The 23,310-nt window shown below is 39.8% G+C and carries 21 protein-coding genes and 1 pseudogene; 4 read left to right on the forward strand and 18 right to left on the reverse strand.

Translation table 11 applies throughout. The features are described 5' to 3' along the window. Positions 1 to 29: 29 nt before the first annotated feature. The 6 genes from F902_RS12695 to F902_RS12720 form a co-directional block, all read right to left on the reverse strand. Positions 30 to 506 (reverse strand): DUF6438 domain-containing protein, encoded by a 477-nt coding sequence (locus F902_RS12695; RefSeq protein WP_005204016.1) that lies wholly within the window; start codon positions 504 to 506, stop codon positions 30 to 32. A 147-nt stretch (positions 507 to 653) separates the two neighbouring features. Further along, positions 654 to 1,358, reverse strand: a complete 705-nt coding sequence (gene ispD / locus F902_RS12700) for a 2-C-methyl-D-erythritol 4-phosphate cytidylyltransferase (protein ID WP_005188215.1) — start codon at positions 1,356 to 1,358, stop codon at positions 654 to 656. Further along, entirely contained in the window at positions 1,342 to 1,713 is a 372-nt protein-coding gene (gene ftsB, locus F902_RS12705) for a cell division protein FtsB (protein WP_004653719.1), read from the reverse strand. Before ftsB ends, ispD begins: the two co-directional genes overlap by 17 nt. A 126-nt stretch (positions 1,714 to 1,839) precedes the next feature. Beyond that, positions 1,840 to 3,129, reverse strand: coding sequence for a phosphopyruvate hydratase (eno, locus tag F902_RS12710; RefSeq protein ID WP_004653721.1), 1,290 nt, complete (start codon positions 3,127 to 3,129; stop codon positions 1,840 to 1,842). Between the two features lie 45 nt (positions 3,130 to 3,174). Then, positions 3,175 to 4,032 carry a 3-deoxy-8-phosphooctulonate synthase gene (kdsA, locus tag F902_RS12715; protein WP_005204020.1) on the reverse strand — a complete coding sequence of 286 codons (858 nt, stop codon included), beginning with the start codon at positions 4,030 to 4,032 and terminating at the stop codon, positions 3,175 to 3,177. A gap of 33 nt (positions 4,033 to 4,065) precedes the next feature. Further along, a complete protein-coding gene (locus tag F902_RS12720) occupies positions 4,066 to 5,697 on the reverse strand; it encodes a CTP synthase (RefSeq protein ID WP_004806814.1) in 1,632 nt (543 codons plus the stop codon). A gap of 370 nt (positions 5,698 to 6,067) precedes the next feature. Between F902_RS12720 and F902_RS12725 the strand changes: the two genes are divergently transcribed. Then, positions 6,068 to 6,541 (forward strand): hypothetical protein, encoded by a 474-nt coding sequence (locus F902_RS12725; protein ID WP_005204022.1) that lies wholly within the window; start codon positions 6,068 to 6,070, stop codon positions 6,539 to 6,541. Between the two features lie 58 nt (positions 6,542 to 6,599). On the opposite strand, the gene F902_RS12730 is transcribed toward F902_RS12725, so the two are convergent. The 4 genes from F902_RS12730 to F902_RS12745 form a co-directional block, all read right to left on the reverse strand. After that, positions 6,600 to 7,685: a YheT family hydrolase gene (locus F902_RS12730; RefSeq protein ID WP_005204023.1), complete on the reverse strand. Its 1,086-nt coding sequence runs from the start codon at positions 7,683 to 7,685 to the stop codon at positions 6,600 to 6,602. Positions 7,686 to 7,704: 19 nt separating this feature from the next. Then, positions 7,705 to 8,424: an SGNH/GDSL hydrolase family protein gene (locus tag F902_RS12735; RefSeq protein WP_005204025.1), complete on the reverse strand. Its 720-nt coding sequence runs from the start codon at positions 8,422 to 8,424 to the stop codon at positions 7,705 to 7,707. Between the two features lie 39 nt (positions 8,425 to 8,463). Then, positions 8,464 to 8,871, reverse strand: coding sequence for a nuclear transport factor 2 family protein (locus F902_RS12740; protein WP_004653729.1), 408 nt, complete (start codon positions 8,869 to 8,871; stop codon positions 8,464 to 8,466). A gap of 71 nt (positions 8,872 to 8,942) precedes the next feature. Then, complete coding sequence (locus tag F902_RS12745; protein WP_005204028.1) at positions 8,943 to 10,967, reverse strand: NADPH-dependent 2,4-dienoyl-CoA reductase; 2,025 nt, start codon at positions 10,965 to 10,967, stop codon at positions 8,943 to 8,945. A gap of 125 nt (positions 10,968 to 11,092) precedes the next feature. On the opposite strand from F902_RS12745, the gene F902_RS12750 reads away from it, so the two are divergent. Continuing rightward, complete coding sequence (locus F902_RS12750) at positions 11,093 to 11,653, forward strand: PadR family transcriptional regulator (RefSeq protein ID WP_005204030.1); 561 nt, start codon at positions 11,093 to 11,095, stop codon at positions 11,651 to 11,653. Further along, positions 11,653 to 12,573: an alpha/beta fold hydrolase gene (locus tag F902_RS12755; RefSeq protein ID WP_005204031.1), complete on the forward strand. Its 921-nt coding sequence runs from the start codon at positions 11,653 to 11,655 to the stop codon at positions 12,571 to 12,573. Before F902_RS12750 ends, F902_RS12755 begins: the two co-directional genes overlap by 1 nt. A 54-nt stretch (positions 12,574 to 12,627) precedes the next feature. Here F902_RS12755 and F902_RS12760 read toward each other — a convergent pair whose 3' ends face one another. Next, positions 12,628 to 13,671, reverse strand: coding sequence for a 3-deoxy-7-phosphoheptulonate synthase (locus tag F902_RS12760; RefSeq protein ID WP_005204033.1), 1,044 nt, complete (start codon positions 13,669 to 13,671; stop codon positions 12,628 to 12,630). Between the two features lie 617 nt (positions 13,672 to 14,288). Here F902_RS12760 and F902_RS12765 point away from each other — a divergent pair. Further along, positions 14,289 to 15,863: an ATP-binding cassette domain-containing protein gene (locus F902_RS12765; protein WP_005204035.1), complete on the forward strand. Its 1,575-nt coding sequence runs from the start codon at positions 14,289 to 14,291 to the stop codon at positions 15,861 to 15,863. Between the two features lie 100 nt (positions 15,864 to 15,963). Here F902_RS12765 and F902_RS12770 read toward each other — a convergent pair whose 3' ends face one another. The 7 genes and pseudogenes from F902_RS12770 to F902_RS12795 all read right to left on the reverse strand — a co-directional run bounded on the left by F902_RS12770 (position 15,964) and on the right by F902_RS12795 (position 23,272). Then, entirely contained in the window at positions 15,964 to 18,147 is a 2,184-nt protein-coding gene (locus tag F902_RS12770; RefSeq protein WP_005204042.1) for a TonB-dependent siderophore receptor, read from the reverse strand. A 186-nt stretch (positions 18,148 to 18,333) separates the two neighbouring features. Further along, the gene (locus F902_RS12775; protein ID WP_227505269.1) at positions 18,334 to 18,624 is read right to left on the reverse strand and encodes a hypothetical protein; all 291 of its coding nucleotides are present in this window, start codon (positions 18,622 to 18,624) and stop codon (positions 18,334 to 18,336) included. A gap of 73 nt (positions 18,625 to 18,697) precedes the next feature. Next, the gene (locus tag F902_RS12780; protein WP_005204046.1) at positions 18,698 to 19,060 is read right to left on the reverse strand and encodes a YnfA family protein; all 363 of its coding nucleotides are present in this window, start codon (positions 19,058 to 19,060) and stop codon (positions 18,698 to 18,700) included. Beyond that, positions 19,060 to 21,345 carry an ATP-dependent Clp protease ATP-binding subunit ClpA gene (gene clpA, locus F902_RS12785; protein ID WP_004806787.1) on the reverse strand — a complete coding sequence of 762 codons (2,286 nt, stop codon included), beginning with the start codon at positions 21,343 to 21,345 and terminating at the stop codon, positions 19,060 to 19,062. The genes F902_RS12780 and clpA overlap by 1 nt, the downstream gene beginning before the upstream one ends. 26 nt (positions 21,346 to 21,371) lie before the next feature. After that, a pseudogene (locus F902_RS23120) lies at positions 21,372 to 21,550 on the reverse strand (ATP-dependent Clp protease adaptor ClpS); the annotation flags it as partial. Positions 21,551 to 22,087: 537 nt separating this feature from the next. After that, positions 22,088 to 22,501 carry an ATP-dependent Clp protease adapter ClpS gene (gene clpS / locus F902_RS12790; protein ID WP_004806784.1) on the reverse strand — a complete coding sequence of 138 codons (414 nt, stop codon included), beginning with the start codon at positions 22,499 to 22,501 and terminating at the stop codon, positions 22,088 to 22,090. Positions 22,502 to 22,522: 21 nt separating this feature from the next. Further along, positions 22,523 to 23,272 (reverse strand): DUF6776 family protein, encoded by a 750-nt coding sequence (locus F902_RS12795; protein WP_004806783.1) that lies wholly within the window; start codon positions 23,270 to 23,272, stop codon positions 22,523 to 22,525. Positions 23,273 to 23,310 lie beyond the last annotated feature (38 nt).

Genomic DNA, 23,310 nt, shown 5'->3' on the forward strand with positions numbered 1-23,310 from the left:
TAGTTTTGTCTATTTTTGCAGCGGCGAGTTTAACGAACTAAATCTTCAATACCGATTAGTTTTGGTAATTTATCAATTACTTTGTTCAACTCAGTATTTGCTGGTGAAATACAACCTGTGTAATGGCTAAGCTTTGTTACAGTTCCATCAGGCTTTTTCCATGAGAAATAAGCACTTGGTTGGTCTGTTGCTGTTTCTTGGCAACCAGTTGTTTTTACATTTGCACCCGTTGCAGGACGATAAGTTTTTAACTCTTGTTGCAGTTTCTTATAAACAGAAGGATCAACTGTTAAATCTTGAGTACCTGTCACCTTGGTATATTGTTTGCCATCGAAATGGACAGCACCTTCAGGTGTAATCTCAACAGAATAAATTGGGCATGCACCAAAACAAGGGCTAGATGAATAGCGAATTGTTTCCTGTACAGTATCTTGTGGCTGTTGAGGTGTTGTTGCGCAGCCAACTAAAGAAAAAGTAAAAAGGCCCGCAATTAATAATTTTTTCATTTGTTGATCCGTTATAAAGTATGTTATTCAAATTTAACAAATAGTAGAAATTTTGTCATTTAGAATGGTGTAAAAATAAGAAATTTCATCTAAATTTACTTAGGCTATTTTACAATAACCCAAAAAAATTGCATCAATTTAAGAAAATTAAGAAGGGCTTTGAGATTGCAGAATTAATCGAGCAAGCTCTAAATCATCTGCATAGGTAATCTTGATATTGTCTGAACGCCCTTGTACCACTTGTACAGGTTCATTCACATATTCTAAAGCACTCGCTTCATCTGTAATCACAATATGGTCTGCTAAGGCCTGTTCAATTGCACTTTTTAAAACATGTAATCGAGCCATTTGTGGTGTCTGTGCCTGCCACAAAAACTCACGGCTGACAGTTTTTTCAATCTGATTTTGGCTTACGACATGTTTAAGCGTATCACGTACAGGAATCGCTAAAATTGCACTTTGATTTGAATGTTGGGCAGATTCAACCAAACGGATTAAACAATCCGAAGTAACACATGGACGTGCAGCGTCATGGACCAACACCCAATCATCTTCATGAGCAATGTCAGATAAATAGATCAAGGCATTTAAAACTGAATGAACACGCTCAGTGCCACCAATGCAAAAATGTAGCTTATCTTTGTGCTGAAAAGAGAGGGTTTTCGCGAAATTATCTTGCTCACCAATGGCGAGTACACAACCTGCTAAATCTAAGGAATTCAGTCGATTAACCGTATGTTCAAGTACAGTATGATCTTGAATATACTGATATTGTTTTAATTCAGTTTTTGAAAAACGACTGCCCGAACCTGCTGCTGGTACAACCGCCCATAGCTTAGTCTGGGTTTTCATTGGTTGCAGTGTCTTCTTTTGCGTTTGGATCGATATAAATCGGTTTGTAATGGGTACTAATGGTACTCATTTGTACAAACGTCTCATTCGGTTTAATCAGACCTAAGTCTAAACGTGCATGTTCTTCAATGGCTTCGCTGCCATTTTTCAAATCAAAAACTTCCGCCGCTAAAATACGATTACGTTCTTTTAGCTCAGTATTAATTTCTGCTTGTTGCGTAATTTGTTGAGTTAAAGCTTGGTGAGGAAAATAACCACCCTCACCTAGCCAAAATTGATACTGTAGGCTTGCCACCAGAGCGATGACAAGCACTAGAATCAATTTACTCGAGGTCGATCGAAACATCTCTATCATGAAAAATTCCCTACATCCTTCTTACAAGGAAGATCATCTGCAAATTCTATATGATTATGAATTTGCAGAGTTTCTCTCTTTTGTAAAGAAAGATGATCAGAAGTATTCAACATAGATAATTTGACCTTATTTTAGACCTTTGAATTCAGCTTTACCGCGGTAAGCTGCATTCGTTAATTCTTCGATACGAAGTAATTGGTTGTATTTCGCTACACGGTCAGAACGACAAAGTGAACCAGTCTTGATTTGACCAGCTGCTGTACCCACTGCCAAGTCAGCAATTGTTGAATCTTCAGTTTCACCAGAACGGTGTGAAATTACAGTGCTATAGCCATTTGCTTTTGCAAGGTAAATCGCATCTAAAGTTTCAGTCAATGTACCAATCTGGTTATATTTAATCAGAATAGAGTTACCGACTTTCTCATTAATACCACGTTGTAAAATCTTAGGATTAGTTACGAATAAATCGTCGCCAACCAATTGGATTTTGTCACCAAGGATTGAGGTTAAGTAGCTCCAACCTTCCCAGTCAGATTCATCTAGACCATCTTCAATCGAAATGATTGGGTATTGGTTTACAAGACCCGCTAAATAGTCAGAGAACTGGTTGCTTGTGAATGCTTTATTACCTTCACCAGCAAGGATGTACTGACCATTTTTGTAGAATTCTGAAGAAGCACAGTCAAGTGCCAACATAATATCAGAACCAGCTTTGTAACCCGTTTGACCAATTGCTTCAAGAATAACAGTGATTGCTTCTTCGTTTGAACGCAAGTTTGGTGCAAAACCACCTTCATCACCCACAGCAGTGTTTAAACCTTTTTTGTTTAAAACTGATTTTAGTGAATGGAAGATTTCAGCACCTGCACGTAATGCTTCAGCAAAAGAAGTGAAGCCTACAGGTTCAATCATGAATTCTTGAATATCAACATTATTGTCTGCATGCGAACCACCATTGATGATGTTCATCATTGGTACTGGCATCGTCAAAGTCGTTTGACCACGAAGATCAGCGATATATTGGAAAAGAGGAATTTTCTTTTCATCTGCAGCAGCACGCGCAGCAGCCAATGAAACAGCTAAAGTTGCGTTAGCACCTAATTTTTCTTTGTTTTCAGTACCATCAAGCGCGATCATCGTATTATCGATGTCTTTTTGTTCAAATACTGATTTGCCCACTAAAGCGTCACGGATAATAGTATTTACGTTATTAACCGCAGTTTTAACACCTTTGCCCAAATAACGTGCTTTGTCGCCATCACGAAGTTCTAAAGCTTCACGAGAACCAGTTGAAGCACCAGATGGTGCACATGCACGACCAACAACCCCAGATTCTAAAATAACGTCTGCTTCGATGGTTGGGTTACCACGAGAGTCCAAAATTTCACGTGCGCGGATGTCAACGATTTGGCTCATGAACAATTCCTCTGTTGAATGAAAAACAAGATGCAAATAATTGCATCAATGGGTGTCTAACTTTTTGAATCCTTTAACCAAAGTATCCAATTCTTTTAATTGCGCCAAGAATGGCTCAAGCTGAGATAAACGCAATGCACATGGTCCATCACATTTTGCGATTTCTGGCTCTGGATGTGCTTCCAAGAATAAACCAGCCAATCCTGTTGCCATACCCGCACGCGCTAAAGTCGTGATTTGGGCACGACGACCACCAGCAGAATCAGCGCGTCCACCTGGTGTTTGCAATGCATGGGTAACATCAAAGAATACCGGCACATTCATTTCTTTCATGGTATCGAAGCCAAGCATATCAACAACCAAGTTGTTATAGCCAAATGCTGAACCACGTTCACAGAGAATGAGTTTGTCATTTCCAGCTTCCAAACACTTATGCAAAATATGACGCATTTCGTGTGGCGCTAAGAACTGTGCTTTTTTGATATTGATAATGGCTTGAGTTTTCGCCATTGCTTCAACAAGATCAGTCTGACGACTTAAAAAGGCTGGAAGTTGGATAATATCAGCAACTTCAGCAACAGGTGCTGCTTGGTAAGGCTCATGAACGTCAGTGATAATGGGCACATTAAAATGCTTTTTAATGTCCGCAAGCCATTCAATCCCTTTTTCCAAACCTGGTCCACGATAAGAGTTTAGGCTTGAACGGTTTGCTTTATCAAAGCTTGCCTTGAATACATAAGGAATGTCTAGGCGTTTGCAAATATCAACATAAGTTTCAGCAATTTCAAATGCTAAATCTCTTGATTCCAGTACGTTCATTCCGCCAAATAATACAAATGGCAAATGATTTGCCATTTGTATATCGCCTAAACGTACAACTTCTTGTGGTTTTAATTGTGACATTTAAACTTTCCCAGTTTATTTAAAACTTAGTACTTACTTTTGATGCTGTTTTTTTGCAGCTTCGATGAAGCTAGCAAATAATGGATGTCCATCACGTGGTGAACTTGTAAATTCCGGGTGGAATTGTACAGCAATAAACCAAGGATGTTCAGGAATTTCTACAGTTTCAACTAAATGTTGTACTGATGAATAACCTGAAATTTTCATACCGGCCTGTTCAAGTGCTGGAATAAAACGGTCATTCATTTCATAGCGATGACGATGACGCTCAGTAATTTCAGCTTTACCATAGACTTCGCGAGTTTTGGTACCTTCAACCAGTTCTGATTTTTGAGCACCTAAACGCATTGTGCCGCCCAAATCAGACTCAAGACTACGTTGCTGTAATTCACCACGTTCATCTAACCATTCAGTAATTAAACCAATCAATGGATATTTTGTTGAACGATTAAATTCTGTTGAACTTGCTTCTGGCATCGCTGCAACGTTACGCGCATATTCGATCACCGCCAATTGCATACCTAAACAAATACCAAGGAATGGAATCTTGTTTTCACGTGCATATTGAATGGCTTTCATTTTGCCTTCAGTACCGCGCTCACCAAAACCACCTGGTACCAAGATCGCATCAGCTGTACTTAAAATGCTAATGTCTTGCTGTTCAAGCTCTTCAGCATTGACATAATCAATCTGGACTTTAACAAGGTTTTGAATCCCTGCATGTAAAAGTGCTTCATTTACAGATTTATAAGCATCTGGAAGTTCTACATATTTACCTACCATCGCAACACGAACTGTGTATTCAGGGTTCAGTAATGCTTCAACAACGTTGTCCCAATCTTCAAGGTTTGCTTCTGGAAGATCATTAAAGCCAAAACGCTCACAGATCAAGTCATCAACGTTTTGCTCGTAGAATGTACGTGGAATTTGATAAATCGTTTTCGCATCTTTACATACCACAACGGCACGTGCTTCCACATTCGTGAACAATGCAATTTTACGCTTAGTATCAACGTCAACATCATATTCAGTACGGCAGATTAAGATATCTGGCTGAATACCAATTGAAAGAAGTTCTTTCACAGAATGTTGAGTTGGCTTGGTTTTTAATTCAGCCGCAGATTTGATATATGGCAACAAAGTCAAATGCATCAGCATGGTACGTTTATGACCAAGCTCTACCATCAATTGACGTACTGATTCCATAAATGGAAGTGATTCAATATCACCAACTGTACCGCCAATCTCGACGATTGCAACGTCGTAACCTTCACCTGCGCGAAGTACACGTTCTTTAATGTTGTCTGTAATATGTGGAATAACTTGAACCGTACCACCTAAGTAGTCACCACGACGTTCTTTATTTAAAACGTCTTGATATACGCGCCCACTGGTAAAGTTATTCAGTTTGGTCATTTTCGCACGACGTAAGAAACGTTCGTAATATCCCAAATCTAAGTCAGTTTCAGCACCATCCTCTGTGACGAAAACTTCACCGTGCTGAAATGGGCTCATGGTACCTGGATCGACATTAATGTATGGATCCATTTTTACCATAGTGACTTTTAAGCCACGAGCTTCCAAAAGTGCAGCAACAGAAGCAGCAGAAATACCTTTACCTAGTGATGAAACCACACCACCAGTGACAAAAATAAAATGGGTCATTGAGTTTCTCGTACAATCGAGCCGAAATCGGCCTACAATGTTGGGCAATTTTACTGTACTCTGCCCCTATAAAGCAAAGTCAAACCGCATCAATTCAAAGAACTATAAACAACTGGCTATTCTATCAGCATTTTCGATAAAAATTTACGGGTTTTGTGGATTTTTCATCCATAAATTACGTTTAACAGGCCAAAATCAATTAAAGCGATACCTAAAATCTTGCATTCATCACTTTTAAATTCTTTGCTGCTCGTCTGTTTAATTGCAAGCATTTATAAAATATAAACAAACTCAACAATTCACAGGGATTTCTTCACATAGATTTACTGTTATAATTGCTGCTGTCCTTATTTAATATGTTGTTTTAGCAATGGCGAATAAAAAACTTTTAATTTGTGCAGCACTTGCGACTGGTCTTTTATTAACTGCTTGTGTGAAAAAAGAAGAACCAAAAAACGAAGAGCAGCAAGAACAGACCGCAACTGAGACTCAAACCCAGCCTGAGCCTGAAAAAATCCAAGAGTTCGAGTCTTTAGAAAGTGTCGATAAACACGAAGCTCCAGCACCAGTTGTAGAAACAACGCGTGAAGAAACACCAAATACAACGACCGAGATTCGTCGTGAGACTCGTCCGGCTCAAACAGAAACGCCTGCTGCAACACCAACTGAAGCTCCGCGCGCAGAAGAGCCGAAACCTGTAAAAGCTGAACAAAAACCAGCAAAGACAGAACAGCCTAAAGCAGAACAACCTGTGAAAACTGCAAAACCATCAGCACCAGCTCAAAGTGAAGATGACGCTGTCGCTGCTGCAATCGCTGCCGCAACACCTGCTTTAAATAACTAATTCATTCGTGAATAATAAAAAGCCAGTTGCTTTCAACTGGCTTTTTTGTGCCTATAGATTAGTAATTTTTAAAAAAGTCTGCCATCAAACGGGAAGCCCAAGACTTCACCGTCAAACTTTCATAGAAACCACAATGGCTTCCCTTTTTGGTTGTTACAACTGCAATATTGTCCATTTGCTGAATGGCATCTTTATAAGGTTCTAAGTTTTTAATTGAACAGACTGGATCATCTTCTGCATTGAGAATCATCAATGGAATTTTGACATTTTCGAACACATAGATTGGATTAATTGCTTGGCAATAACTCTGATAATCCTGAAATCCTGCCATTTCAAAATATTCTTTTTCAAACTCTTCCAAGCTTGTGGTCGTTAGCACTTTTTCTACAGATGCAATTTGATTCCATGTATTCTGATAAGGATAAATGAAGTATTTAAATAACTTCTTGGTCATCATTTTGCTATAAAAAGGATGCACATTTTTAAAACCGATTTCAGTGTTATAACCGGGACACATTGCAAAAGCAGCTTTGAATGGCGTATCTACCCCTTGCTCGCCTAAATAGCGGACCAAGAGCCCAGTACCTGCGGAAGAGCCAACTGCATATAGATCGGATTGTGGAAACAGGTTTTGAATATGTGCAAGTTGTTCTTTCAGATCACTGGTTGAACCAAACAGTGAAATACGAGGCACTGGCATTGGCAGTCCTGCATGGCCACGGCGCAAACACAGTGCAATTCGCCAACCATTATATTCATGCAAATCTTTGACCAGTTCGCGCATACTTTCAGGTGTCCCTGTAATGGTATGCATAATTACAACGGTTGGTGTTTCTGCTGGCAAGTCATATCCATACCACGCAACGGCGGTAATCCCGCCATCCTGCATGATCAAACGATCAACACGGTCATATTCAAGTTTAATGGTTTTCTTACGAATCACATCAAAATACAATAAATGTAGATGTGTATTACTCAGCCAAGGCGTAGGACGATATTTTTGCTTTAACTGCGGTAATTTTTCCAAAACATCTTTAATTTTCCCTTTCGGGTCATAATACATTTTGGGTTGCTCAGCACCGAGCACTGAATCAAGAAGCTCTGAACCTAGCACTTTGATTTTATCTAAAGCAGATATACCCATATTCAATAACCGCCTTTATCTAAGCATGAGTAAATGTTTGTCGCACCAAAGTTGCGACCTGTTGTCCCCAGATGGCATAAATTTCTTTGCTTGGATGAAAACCATCGCTTGCCATCGGCAAATCCATTGCTTGAAAAGCTTCAATATCATATTGAATAAATCGAAACTGAGATTGTGGCGCCAGCCATTGCTGTAATGCCTGATTCATTTGTTCCGCATATTTTCCAAACAGCCAAGCCAACGGATTAGGTAAAGCCGGAAAATGCTGCATTGGTGGCACACCCGATACAATAATGAGTTTAGGTTGAAACTGACGCTGTATATAAGTGAATAGCTGTTTTTGTTGTTTGAGCCAAGATTTTGCAGAAGTCAGTTTAGTCACATCATTGACACCAATTGAAGTGATAACAACATCATAGCACTGCTGCTCTAATAGTTGTACTGCTTGAAAAACCTGTTGAGTACTATCGCCTGTTTTAGCATGCAATTTCCATTGCAACTGATATTCGCTCTGTAACTCAGCAATAATCGCCCCAGATAAAGCCTGTTGTTGGGTTTCAACACCTACACCCGCCGCAGCCGAATCACCAAGAATAAGTAAAGAAAGTGGCTGACCCTGACCTACGATACCGTGGCGGTCACCACTTGCTTCAGAAAGACGTGGTGTATTGTTACGAACTTTCATACCCTGTATGACTAATACAGGTAGTAATGCAAAAGTTGAAAGCTTTAACCACATTTTAATTCTCTTAATATTACTTAGGCTATTTTGCAGACATTAATTCGGTTGATACTTGGCAAAACGTGCACCCATTTTTTCTGCCAATGCGGCCAAACCACTCATTGGGCGAATCATCACTTCAAAATCAATGATTTTGCCTTGTTCATTAAAGCGAACCATATCAATGCCTTTAAGTGATTTTCCGCTGACATTGGCGCTAAATTCCAACACCACATTTTCACCATCTTCAGTGTAAAATTCACGATGATAGGTAAAGTTTTCAAACACCTGAATCACATTGGTCAAAATAAAGAAAACCACGTGTTTTCCTTCATAAGGGTTATAAGCAACTGGTGAACGAAACACCACATCGTCTGCCAACAAATCATTTAAGTTGGATAGGTCACCTGTTTTAATCATCTGATGCCAGTTTTCTAAAGCTTGTTTTGTTGTTTCCAATGTCATTGTTATTCTCCCTTGAGATTTAATGGATAAGTTGGGAGCACGCCCTCAATAGAAAATGCCCCCTAGCATGTTTACAATGTTGCTGCTAACTCAGCACCTTGGCGAATTGCTCGTTTAGCATCCAACTCACCTGCTTCTTTAGCGCCACCAATCAAGTGAACACTTTTACCGTCCGCTTTAAGTTGATCAAACATTGCGGTATACGACTCTTGACCTGCACAAATCACCACGTTATCAACCTCAAGTACGCGACTTTGACCATCAACGGTAATATGCAAACCTTGATCATCTACCTTGTCGTAGCTTGCGCCAGCAATCATTTTTACATCACGATGTTTTAAGCCTGTGCGATGAATCCAGCCTGTGGTTTTACCCAGACCTGCACCAACTGACGCGCTCTTACGTTGCAATAAGTAAATCTCACGTTCAGACTTTTCTAACTCAGCTGGTTTTAAGCCACCTACATGCTCATAAGCCGTATCAATCCCCCATTCTGCATAGAATTTTTCAGGATTTAAGCTGCCACTATCACCTTCATGGGTTAAATATTCTGCCGTATCAAAGCCAATACCACCCGCACCAATAATGGCAACACGCTTGCCTACAGGTACACGCTCTTTCAACACTTGGATGTAGCTCAATACTTTTGGATGATCAATGCCTTCAAATTGCAACTGACGCGGCGTTACCCCTGTTGCAACCACGATATCATCATAGTCTGCGTTGCTAAGTTCTTCATAAGTCGCTGTGTGGTTCAGTACTAGCTCAATATTTGGCTGTAATTCAATTTGACGCTTGAAGTAACGTAAAGTCTCATAGAATTCTTCTTTGCCTGGAATGGTCTTGGCAATATTGAATTGACCACCGATTTGATTACTCGCATCAAAGACTTTGACTTTATGCCCACGACTTGCTGCATATACTGCAAAACTCAAGCCTGCTGGACCTGCACCAATCACCGCAATATTTTTAACCGCATTGGCTTCTTTAAAGATCAGCTCAGTTTCGTAACAAGCGCGTGGATTGACTAAACAGGTGGCAATTTTCATTGAAAAAATATGGTCTAAACAAGCTTGGTTACAACCAATACAAGTATTGATTTCATCGCTACGACCTTCACTGGCTTTTAATACAAACTCAGGATCGGCCAGCATTGGGCGCGCCATAGACACCATATCTGCATGACCAGAGGCCAATACATGTTCTGCCATTTCAGGGGTATTAATACGGTTCGAGGTAATTAATGGAACCGAAACTTGACCTTTTAACTTCTCTGTAACCCAAGTAAATGCAGCGCGTGGTACTTTGGTTGCAATGGTTGGAATACGTGCTTCATGCCAACCAATCCCTGTATTGATAATGGTAGCACCAGCTTTTTCAATTGCTTTCGCCAGTTGAATGACTTCTTCTAAGCTTGAACCCCCTTCAACCAAATCCAGCATCGATAAGCGATAAATAATAATAAAGTTTTCACCGACTAGATCACGGGTACGCTTAACGATTTCAATCGGGAAACGGATACGATTTTCATAGCTACCCCCCCATTCATCATCACGATGGTTGGTACGTGCAGCAATAAATTCATTAATCAGATAACCTTCCGAGCCCATGATCTCAACGCCATCATAGCCCGCATATTGTGCCAGCTTGGCGCAGTTGGCAAAGTCATCAATGGTTTGCTGTACTTCGGCAGAGCTTAATGCTTTTGGTTTGATCGGATTAATCGGAGCCTGAATCGCAGAAGGTGCAACAATCTCAGGCTGATAAGAATAGCGCCCTGTATGCAAAATCTGCATCGCAATTTTACCACCCGCATCATGTACCGCTTGGGTGATCACTTTATGTTTTTCTGCTTCTGCAATGCTATCCAGTTTAGAAGCATGGGCAAAGGTAAGACCTGCATCGTTTGGAGCAATACCACCTGTGACGATTAATCCAACATCACCTTTGGCACGTTCTGCATAGAATGCAGCCATACGTTCATAACCTTGTGGTGCTTCTTCTAAGCCAACATGCATAGACCCCATCAAGACACGGTTTTTTAAGGTGGTAAAGCCTAAATCAAGCGGCTTTAATAAATGTGGATAAGCTGACATGGTTTCTCCTTTGGCTCGCACTCTGCTAGCTAATGCAACTTGTTGCATAAAGTTATAAACAAGATTTGATTTTTATGCAACATATTGCATAATTCTGATGAGTCATTTTTTTATTATGGAACATCATGTCACTCGCCCATGTTTTACTGACCAGCTTATTGGAAAAACCAAGTACAGGTTTTGACTTGGCTCGTCGCTTTGACCGTTCAATGGGCTTCTTTTGGAATGCGACTCATCAGCAGATTTATCGTGAACTCAACGGGATGCTGAAAAAAGGATGGATTTCGACATTAGAAGAACAAACTGCCAACAGCCGTAAAAAAACTTATCAAGTTGAACAACTTGGAAGAATACAACTGGCTTCATGGATTGAACAACAAAGTGAACCCGCGCAATTGCGCGATGACCTCATGGTCAGGCTAAGAGCTGAAGCTCAACTCGGTGGCAATAATATTTTGCCTGAATTAGAACGCCATTTGTCGTTACATAAGGAAAAATTAAGCCTTTATCAAGCCATTCATGATAAAGATTTTAAAGATAACCAACCAACCAATCGCGTTTTGTTTATCCATAAGATGATTCTGGAACTTGGTATCATTAAGGAAAATGAATGGATAAAATGGTTGGAACAAATGATTCCTCAACTGAAAAAGTTTGAAGAAGCCAACAATAGTGGAGAAAAATAATGCCGTTCTATAGCATGCCCGATCAAGAAAAATTATTTGTGCGACGCGTTGGCGAAGGCGAACCTGTGCTCGTCTTATCCGGACTGGGCATGCAAAGCTGGCAATGGCTCCCTTTCTTATTTGCCAACCGTAAACAATATGAATTTATCATTCCCGACTGGCGTGGTTTTGGTGGCTCAAAGAATTGTGCGATTCCAGAGCTCGATGCGATCTCAAGTCATTGGAATGATGTAGACTCGCTAATCCAACAATTAAAGCTCGATCAATTCATCCTGATGGGTTATTCCATGGGTGCAACTACAGCTATGCATGGTATGAAGCATGGTGGCTTAGCTGAGAAACTTAAGGCCTATCTGCATATTGATCAAACGCCTAAAATTGCAGTTGATGACTCTTGGCAATACGGATTGTTTGGTCCAAAGCATCCTCAATTTAAAAGTTTATTGCTTGAGATTCAAACGCTATTACTCGATTATAAACATGCTCAGAAACTAGAAGACTTACCCGATGATATCCGCTATAAGCTGGTCAGCTTATGGGGTGATTTTATTGAACTGCAAGGTAGCAATAATTATAGCCCTAAAATCCTCAAGCTCGCTCTAAACCGCCCATTCCTGCAAAAATACTTACTGCCAATTCAGCGTTTAGACTATTTACTGTGGTATGTCGAAAATTATCTCAACCATGATGAAGACTATCGTGAAGCCATCAGTCAACTGAATTGCCCAACCACCTTCTTTATTGGTCGCGAATCTACGCTTTATCCAGAAACGGGACAAACATTGATTGCTGAAAGCTTAAGCAATGCTACAGCGATTTATTTTGAACGCTCTGGACATACACCACTGATTACTGAACCTAGAAAATTCAGCCAAGAGATTGGCCACTTCCTTGCGGCTCAATCGACCCACGCAGCTTAAGTCGACCGCAAAGAAAAAAGCCAATCAATTGAGATTGGCTTTTTTATGTCTGGTTTATTTTTTATGTCGCATTTTTTCAGCAACATCCAATAGGGCTTGAGCTGTTTTATCCCAACCCAGGCAACCATCGGTAACTGACTGACCATAGGTCATCTCACAGGAAATTTTTTGATTGCCATCCACTAAATGACTTTCAATCATCACACCACGCACTTTCGATTCAGCGCGCTCTGTAATAATTTGCTGTAAAACCTGAGGCTGTAATAATGGATCTTTACCACTATTACCATGACTACAATCGATCACTAACGCAGGTAATTGCTTGTGCTTGAAATGCATCGCTTGAATCGAAGCCAAATCATAGTTGGTACCCTGATTTGAACCACGTAAAATTAAATGCGGTAATGGATTACCTTCACTATGTAAAATCGCAGGCAAACCTTGCTGAGTCATCCCCAAGAATTGATGACCATGCAGTGCTGATTGAATCGCATCCAACGCAATTTGAATCGAACCATCAGTACCGTTTTTAAAGCCAATGCTGTATGGCATATGGCTGGCAATTTCACGATGAATTTGAGACTCACTGGTACGCGCACCAATTGCGCCCCAAGCCAATAGGTCATCAAAATAACCTGTCGCCATTGGGCTTAAAATTTCGCTTGCAATTGGCAAACCTTTCTCGATTAGCTGCAAGTAAAGCTGACGAGATTTTTCTAAACCGAGTTGTAAATCTGATGATCCATCTAAATTTGGATCATATAAGAAACCTTTCCAACCCACGGTTGTACGTGGTTTTTCGATATATGCACGCATAACAAGGAAAATCTGATCTTTAACCTGTTCTTGTAATTGTTGTAGGCGATCAGCATATTCAAGTACTGCAATAGGATCATGAATCGAGCAAGGACCGGTAATCACCATTAAGCGATGATCATGTCCAGATAAAATATTCTGAATCGTTTGACGATGTTTTGAAATTTGCTGCGCTAAAGTGGCAGACAAGGGATACTGCGCTTTGAGTTGTGATGGCAAGCTAAGCATTGATTCTTTTGTATGTGTTTGTGGTTGTGTCAAAGCAGTATTTAAAGCATTCATTTTCAATTCCTTTGGACTGGCCTTCTTCGCAGTCCTATCATTTATTTGAGCAAGTGTGATCTAAGCGATGTTGATTTTTTTGCAAAGTAAAACCAAGAAATCTTGCTAAAATATGAATAATTAAATGTATACATGGTATTTCTCCTAAAATCCTGATTGTTAAAGCATAAAAAAACCTGATCGGTGTTGCCGATCAGGTATTAACTGGTTGGGCAACTCTTTTGCTGCCCGAAACGCATCAGGCAACGATCAATATTGCCAAAAGTAAAAGTATGCGTTGGTGTTTACAGTATGCTTTAACATATTTATTTCAAATATCTAAAAAAAGGTGTCTAACTATTAAATTACGCACTATTTCAGCATTTGACAAGCACTTTTTATGTTTTTTTAATCATCTCTTCAAAATCTTAAAATTTGACCTTTCATCACTTCCCCCATAGAATAGTGTAAAAATAAACCAATTTGAGGTCACGCCAATGAAGTAAGTTCTATTTCCATCATCAAAGTTCATTTTTCTTTTTGATGTGCAAAATAGACTTAGCTATCGTTTAGCGCTGCTTTATTCTAAAACTTATCTCGATCTCTCTATTTTGCATATCCTGTTTACGAGGCTTCTTATGACTCAACAGGCATGTATTATTTCCAACTTATCCCTTGAACTCGCACAGCTCATACACTTTGACTCACTTTGCTTTCAACTTCCATTACATCAATTCACAGGATTGATTGGATGCAATGGTCAAGGGAAATCGCTATTGATGTCTCTTCTGCATGAACAGACAAAATTCAAACTGCCCTATTCAGGCCAAATCTCATGGCAATGTCCGCATCAATATCTGGCTCAGCTTCAGCGCGTACAATCAGATACAATCGCTCAAGCCTTGCATATTGAGGATTTATACCAATGCTTCAAACGCATCCAGCACGGTACTGCAGCTTTTGCCGATTATGACCAAGTCGAACATCTGTGGCATTTACCAACAGAATGGCAACAGCTTTTGCAAAGTGCGGATTTACCAATAGATCTTGATACCCCCATTCAATATTTGAGTGAAGGCCAAAAAACCAAACTCGCACTGTGTCGCTTATTTCTACTCAAAGATCATTATCTATTACTGGATGAACCGAGTAATCACTTAGATACTCGAGGACGAGAATGGTTAATCCAGCAAATGTCTCAACATCCTACAGGCGGGCTCATCATTAGCCACGATCGGCAACTACTGTCTCACGTACAGGGGATTTTTTCCTTAAATCAACTCGGACTACATTATTATGGTGGCAATTATGCGCTATATCAGCAGCAGCATCAATTACAAGTCGAAGCATTATCACACGCAGTACAGCAAGAAAAACGTGAATTAAAACAACTGAAAGAGCAGCAACATCAAAGTCAGATGAAAGCTCAAAAACGTCAAAAAACTGGTGAAAAGTTAAGAGCCTCAGGATCCCAAGCACCCATCTTATTGGATGCCAAGAAAGAACAATCGGAGCAATCCCTTTCTCATCTACGCAAACAACAAAGTAAGCAGCTTGCAGATGCAAAAGATGAATTACAACAGAAGCAAATCCAACTGGAACATCTCAAATCACAATCTTTCGAATTTGCACATACAGCCAGAAAGTCAGGAGAAATCTTACGATGCCAGCAGCTACAACTCGCTTATGCGAAGACAAACCCTATTGATCTTGCAGTTAAGGTCGGGGAAAAATTGCATTTACGTGGTGCAAATGGAGCTGGAAAATCAAGCTTATTAAGAACCCTTCAAGGTTTAATTCCACCACTTACAGGTGAGGTTTATTGCAAAGTAACTTCTACTTATCTTGACCAGAGACTTTCACTACTTGATGACACTATTTCAGCAGTTGAATATTTACAGCTTATTGATTCCAAACTAACAGAACAGCAAGGGCGAACCTTATTAGGCAATCTTCAAATTAGGAGAGATAAAGCACTGATGCCCATCTCTACCCTAAGTGGTGGTGAGCGCTTAAAAGTGGCTTTACTTGCTTTAAAGCTACAAGCGGTTGAATTGTTATTTTTAGATGAACCCGAAAATCATCTCGATATCGAATCTCGTGAATTACTGGCTCAAGCAATTCATTCTTTTAACGGTGCTGTGATACTGGTATCACATGATGAAACTTTTGTTGAAGCATGCGGGATGACCACATCCTATGTCTTGACATAGGTTTTTATTTTCAAATTCAGGCATAACAAAACCATGTTCATGCCTGAATAAAACAATCATTTAAATCAACACAATTGCATTACAATTCAAAAAAGTTAAATCAAAATTTATAATTAAGGGTCGCCATAAAGTTACGTAGCTCCCCCCAAGTATTGATTGCCGTTCTTTTATAAACGGTATTTCCGACATTATCAACATTGACCGCAAGACTGAGATCTGGATTGATCTGATATCTTCCCATTAGGTTCAATAGAACATAGTCATCTTGTCGATTAAACTGAGTTGCTATGCCGCGTGCACGTGTATCAAAAATTTCACTTTGCCAATTCACCCCAGCCCCTAATGTCAATTTATCCCATTGATAATTTGTGAACAATTTCAGAGTCTGCCGTGGAAGTGAACTTCCTGTAGCTGTTGTTAAGGTTTTTCCATCACGATCTTTTGCATCTGTGTAAGTATATCCAGCAGAAATATGCCAATCAGGACTCAATTCACCAGCAATCGATAACTCCACACCCTTTACCTTAGCGCCATTCACTGCAATATAAGCAAAATCACCATCGGTCGTAAACTTTTCACCATCCCGAACAGCAAAATTATCTTGCTTGGTTTCGAAGTAAGCAAGGCTGGTATTTAAGCGTTGATTAAAGAATTCTGCTTTTAAGCCTATTTCTGCACTATTTCCCTCTTCTGGGTCTAAGAATTGGCCTGTAACATTTTTTCGAGTAGATGGATTAAAAATAGAGGTATAACTTGCATAGGCAGAGATCTGATCGTTCATATCTAAAATCAAACCCACATAAGGGGTATAGATGTTACTTTGTTTTTGTTCAGTACCTGTATTTTTGCGTTCCCAAGTACTCAAACGTGAGCCTAAAATCAGTTTTACTGGATCTGCTAACTGTAGTTTGGCCGAGGCAAATCCACCAATCTGATATTCATCGGTTATCGTCCGCCCAATAGGCGTCAAGTTGATATAGTCTCCCACATCACCATGGTAGTTTTGGATCGGTCTAGATGAAAACTGCCAAACTTTATATGCAGGGTCATTGGCATTTACTTTGTATCCGTTGATCCCAAAACTTAACTCATGCTCGCGGCCAAGTGCTTGAAACTGCCCTGAAACAAAGCTATCAATTGCATGAACTTCTGGTGTATTGATAAACTTACTTCCATGAACACTCATTTCCCCAGGCTTTAAGATAATCGGGTTACCCTCCCAGTCAGTACCATTCACGATACACTTTTCATCTTGATAATTTAAAATATAGCCTGCTATGTTTCTAATTTGATCGCTGTCCGTTTTGGAATAACTATAGTTAATCGCCCCTTTCCAATTTGAATTAAATTGATGCTCTACACCCAATAATGCATATAGATTATTTACCGCAAGATTTGAGTTGTGAGTTGCTGGATTATCTCTTGGTCCAAAGGTCGTCTGCTTCAAACCATCTCCACTCACAAATGGAAAACCATGTTGTGCAGCATTATGGATTTTATTTTGTTGCAAACTTAGTGCGGTTGTTAATGTCGTCTGATCACTGAGATCATAATCTACCGTACCATAGAGTAAGGTTGAATCTTTATGATAACGATCTTGCTGATTACCTCCTGACGAATGTGCCGCAATCAATCGCCCTTTAAGCGTTTTATCTGCGTTCAATCCACCCGATACATCAAACTGACTACGATATCGTTCCCAGCTACCCGCTTGAACTTTAATGGAACCTTGTGTATCTTCGGCCGCGCGCTTACGTACATAATTAATACTTGCACTCGGATTACCAGAACCACCAAGCAAACCTGACGCACCTTTTAGAATTTCGATACGGTCATAGATAGCCGTGTCTTCCATACCAATGTTATAAGTTCCACCAAAGGATGCCGCGCTGGTTGGAATACCATCTCGCATAAAATTATTAATCTTAAAACCACGAGCATAATAATCTGAAAATCCAGCGCCTTCTTGTCCATGCTGACTTTTACTTACCCCAGGTGTTTCCTCTAAAACTCTGCTGATATCTGTTAAATTTTGATCCTCTATTTGTTGTTGAGTAAACACAGTTAAGCTCTGTGGAGTATCTTTTAAATTTAAATCAAGTTTGGCTGAACTACGGCTCGATTGAACAGTATAACGATCACGATTGTTTTCCGCTTTAACCGTTATTGTAGGCAATGTATTGGCTATGTCGGCTGCCCACACATCTGAACCAATTACCAAGGAAATCGCTGATACTAAAATTCTGGGAGAAAATAATTTTCTGTTGGAAACTAAGGATTCCATGAACACACTCGATTGTAACAATGAAAATAAAAATCATTATCAATCGTAGCAGTATTCTGTCGGCCTGATTTTCATAACAGGCCGTAAATGTAGCCTCTTTGTGCCTATATCATTCTGTCTTGAGTTTGTATAGCACACTTGAGGGTTATGCATTGCTCTTAGCCCTAATAAAAATTTGGACAAGAACTATCTGAATGAAATTTGATTTTCTGTATGAAAAACAGGTGCCGTAATCGAAAAAATCACTCCATCTGGTTTAATCAAGCGCCATTGATCAGAGTCAATTAAATTCAAATGCTCAATTTCATGCTGTTCAATATAAGTCAACCAACAATCACCAAAATCATCATCCGTTCCAATTTTTTCAACTTCAACCCAAAAAGCAATGTAATTCATTAACTTTTGCTTTAGCACTGGGTCAATGATTTCTGAACACTCAATAGTCCCAAAAATATTTGGAAAATCAGTTTCATTCAATATGAAATCACCAACTTTAATTTCACCAAAGAAAATCTCGCTTTTTTCCATTCTAATTCAATCTATAAATAATTTACCGCACCAATCCTTGCGGCTGCAAAATGATTAAGCCAGCCCCACACAAAACCACAAGACCACCTAGAATATCCCAACGTGTCAGCATCACTTGATCAACATAGCGCAGCCACAATAAAGCAGTAAAAATATAGATACCACCATAAGCCGCATAAATACGACCTGATGCTGCAGGATGCAATGTCAGTAACCAAACAAAGACCGCTAAACTTAATGCAGTCGGAATCCACAACCAATGTGATTTTCCTTGATTCAAAATAAGATAAGGAAAATAACAACCTAGAATTTCGGCAATCGCCGTAACGAAAAATAACCCAAATACTTTAAGTACTTGGGTTATTGAGAAAGACAATTCAAACATTAAGCAGGTTCAGCACTCGGGTTAATATGATCTTCAAACACTTCCAATTTTAAGCCGACGTCTTTGCCATTTTCTGTTTTCACAGAAACTGCAACATTGCCACCATGCTCTGCAAGCTCACCAAATAAAATCATCTCAGCAAGCGGCTTTTTCAAATGTTCTTGAATCAGACGTTGCATCGGACGAGCACCCATGAGGCGGTCATAACCATTAGCAGATAACCAGTCACGAGCACTTTGATCAACATCGAGAACTACTTGTTTCTCGTCGAGCTGTGCTTGCAATTCGGTTAAGAATTTGTCTACCACTGAATCGATGATTGTCGTCGGAAGTGCTTTAAATTGAATCACACCATCCAAACGGTTACGGAACTCAGGTGAGAATGCGCGTTTCATTGCATCTTGGTTATCTGCGCTGTGATCTTGCTCAGTGAAACCAATACTTGCACGAACAATACTTTCCGCACCGATATTTGTAGTAAGCACAATAATCACATTTCTGAAGTCAGATTTACGACCATTGTTGTCAGTCAAAGCACCATGATCCATGACTTGCAATAACAAGTTGAATACATCTGGATGGGCTTTTTCAATCTCATCCAACAGCAGTACACAATGTGGATTTTTATGGATCGCATCGGTTAGCAAACCACCTTGATCATAGCCAACATAGCCTGGAGGTGCACCAATCAAACGAGAAACCGCATGACGCTCCATATACTCAGACATATCGAAACGAACCAACTCTACACCGAGCAATTTAGCCAGTTGTTTAGTGACCTCGGTTTTACCTACACCTGTTGGACCAGCAAAGACAAAACTACCCACTGGTTTATCTGGTGCTTTTAAGCCTGCGCGAGATAATTTGATCGCTGATGCAAGCGCTGTAATCGCCTCATCCTGACCAAATACCACACGTTTAAGATCACGTTCCAGATTCTCAAGTACAGACTTGTCATCTTTAGACACAGTTTTCGGTGGAATACGGGCAATCTTGGAAACGATATCTTCGATATTCTCAACTGAGATCGTTGTACCATCCACTTCTGCTTTCAAGCGGCGTTGCGCGCCAGCCTCATCAATCACATCAATCGCTTTATCTGGCAAGAAACGATCATTGATAAATTTAGCTGACAACTCAACAGCAGCAACTAATGCTTTATCATCATATTCAACATGATGGAAATCTTCGAACTTGTTTTTCAAGCCACGTAAAATTTCAATTGTTTCATTGATGCTTGGTTCATTCACGTCAATTTTCTGGAAGCGACGCGATAAAGCATGGTCTTTCTCGAATACTTGACGATATTCTTGGAAAGTTGTTGAACCAATGCAACGTAGGCTGCCATTTGCCAAAGCAGGTTTGATTAAATTCGATGCATCCATGGTACTGCCCATGCTTGAGCCTGCACCAATGATCATATGAATCTCATCAATGAATAAAATTGCATTTGGATTCTTTTTCAACGCATTCAACAATTGTTTTAAGCGCTTCTCAAAGTCACCACGATATTTAGTCCCTGCAACCAATGCACCGATGTCTAAGCTATAAACTTCAGCATTGGCAAGTGGTTTCGGTGCCTTGCCATTGACAATCAACCAAGCCAAGCCTTCCGCAATCGAGGTTTTACCTACACCCGGATCACCGACGAGCAACGGATTATTTTTACGGCGACGACATAAAATTTGTGCTGCACGCTCAATTTCTTTTTCACGACCAATTAAAGGATCGGTTTTACCCTTTTGTGCTTCGATATTTAAGTTCAACGTATATTGTTCAAGTGGTCCAGCATTTGCTGAAGCCGCACTTTCACCTTCAATATCTTCCACTTCTTCTTCAACCTGAATCTCATCTTTGCGTGTGCCATGAGATAGGTATTGAGTCAAAGTTAAACGGTTAATTTGATGACGTTTAAGTAAATAAACCGCGAACGAATCTCGTTCTGAATACATCGCAACTAAAACATCTGCACCTTCAACCGTACGATCACCACCGCTCGATTGAACATGGAAAATTGCACGTTGCAAAATTCGATCAAAGCTCTCAGTTGGATGAGGGGCCTGTTCACTATTATCACCAAGTTTTGGGGTATGTTGCTCTACATATTCCTCTAATTCTTTACGCAAGGTAACGATGTCCGCACCACATGCTTTTAATGCATTTACGGCAGAGTCGTTATCGAGCAAGGCAAGCAACAAATGTTCAACTGTCAGAAACTCATGTCTCTTTTGACGAGCCATGCTAACAGCCAAACGTAACGATACTTCTAATTGACGACTGAGCATGTAACCCCCTTATATCTTGGGCTCTATCAAAAAAAGAAAATCTTTTTATGAAAAAGCGAATTATTGACTTGATCCGCTGAGCTTCTGTAACCGTGATTGGATATACGTCTACAAGTCTCTTTGCTTCATAATCTACTGTTAGCATTAGTTGACTATCTTGGTCAAGATTCAAAACAAAGTATTGTTGTAAAAATTCAATTACAAAGAGAATAAGACTTATCTAATCGCTCAAAAAGACAGCGAATTTGTTATTCATTTATGAAACAATATTAAACCTATGAAAAATTATAATACTGCATGATCTTGCTTAAAGCCTAACAAATCATTCATAAGTTTAATATATTGATATTCAGTATATTGTTTCATGTTTTTAGCACAAAACAAGATATGCCTTAATTTACCGCTTAAATCACATATCGAAAGATAGCCTTACTTTTTCAAGACCCACTCGCAATATATGATTTCCCAAAGTTGATATTCCGCAGCTTTTCTTACGCTTTCACTCGTAATTTATGAGCCATACTATGGTGTGCAAGAGCGTTACTTTTCTTAACGATGTTACTCGCAACGTAGTTGCTCGTCTTGCGCATGAGGAATATATTCCGCAAGAGCGTTGCTTTTCTTAACGCCTTCACTCACAGCATAGCTGTTCGACTTGCGCAGCTAAAAAGCGTTGCTTTTATTAACGCCTTCACTCACAGCATAGCTGTTCGACTTGCACAGCTAAAAAGCGTTGCTTTTATTAACGCTGCTCAGGCTCGATTTGGCATAACAAAGGATGACCTTGAGCTCTGGCATAGTTATTCACCTGATTTGCTTTTGTTTCAGCAATATCTCGTGGATAAATACCCGCAGTGCCTTTACCTTCATAATGAACTGTTAACATCACCTGACTGGCCTGATCGAAGTCCAACCCAAAATAACTTTGTAGCACTTCAATAACAAAATCCATCGGCGTGTAATCATCGTTCATTAAAACAACTGCATATAACGGCGGTCGTTTTAATTCTGGAGGGGCTGTTTGTACAACCACCTCACCCTCATGATCCTCTTGCGAATCACTTAAACGTGGATTCAAGTGCCAATCGACAAACCCAGATTGATGAAAAGAATTTTTCACTTCACTTAAATTCATTTGACGTTTATATCTTCGCATATTGAGTTCTTAATCTAAAATTTATTGAGCATTTGCTTCAGCTTGAGGTATTTCCGACACGAAAGCAGAACCTGCATCAACCGGTTTACCTCTTTGCCAACTAAAGCGTTTAATTACAGGTGTGCCAGCGCCTGTTAAACGCACTTCAATGAATTGAGGCGTAAACCCTTTGGGCATTGTCCAACGCCCCGTTAGGCGCTCAAAATCATCGAAATTGAAGTTTTTATCTTCTAAAGGCACAACTAAGATTTCAGTATCTTTAATTAAGCGCAACTCAACCGAACCAGAAGCACGGCGTTTATTTGGGCTTACTTGAACAAGATCAATCTGATATTCAAAGGCATTTTCCGGTAAAGATTTAATTGCCATATTTTGAATGGTTAAGCTTACACCACCACGTTGTCTCAAAATATCACGATAAATCGCATTCATCCCTTCAAATTGGGTCTTATCCGCATTGGCTTGATTCACTGCTTTGAATAAGTCATCCGCATTACCCACAGCCATATCACGCTCTTGAACAGCAGCATTCAAACTCTTGCTGACCGAATCCAATGCAGTCTTTTGTTTCTGAACCACATCTACCAATTGCTCAGCATCTGCATCATAACCAACCACAGTTAAACCTTGACGGTGGCCGACAGTATAACCAAGCAAAAAACTGCTACCGATAAGAACAGTAGCACCAATAATCAAAGGTAAATTCGTTTTTAAGAATTTATTTTTTTCAACGGAACTGTCTGGTGAAGTAGTCGGTTCAACGTTTTCCATCATCATCTCTATCGTTATGATCTGCATCAAAGCACACA

Source organism: Acinetobacter higginsii (assembly GCF_000369525.1).
In the GTDB taxonomy this organism is placed as follows: domain Bacteria; phylum Pseudomonadota; class Gammaproteobacteria; order Pseudomonadales; family Moraxellaceae; genus Acinetobacter; species Acinetobacter higginsii.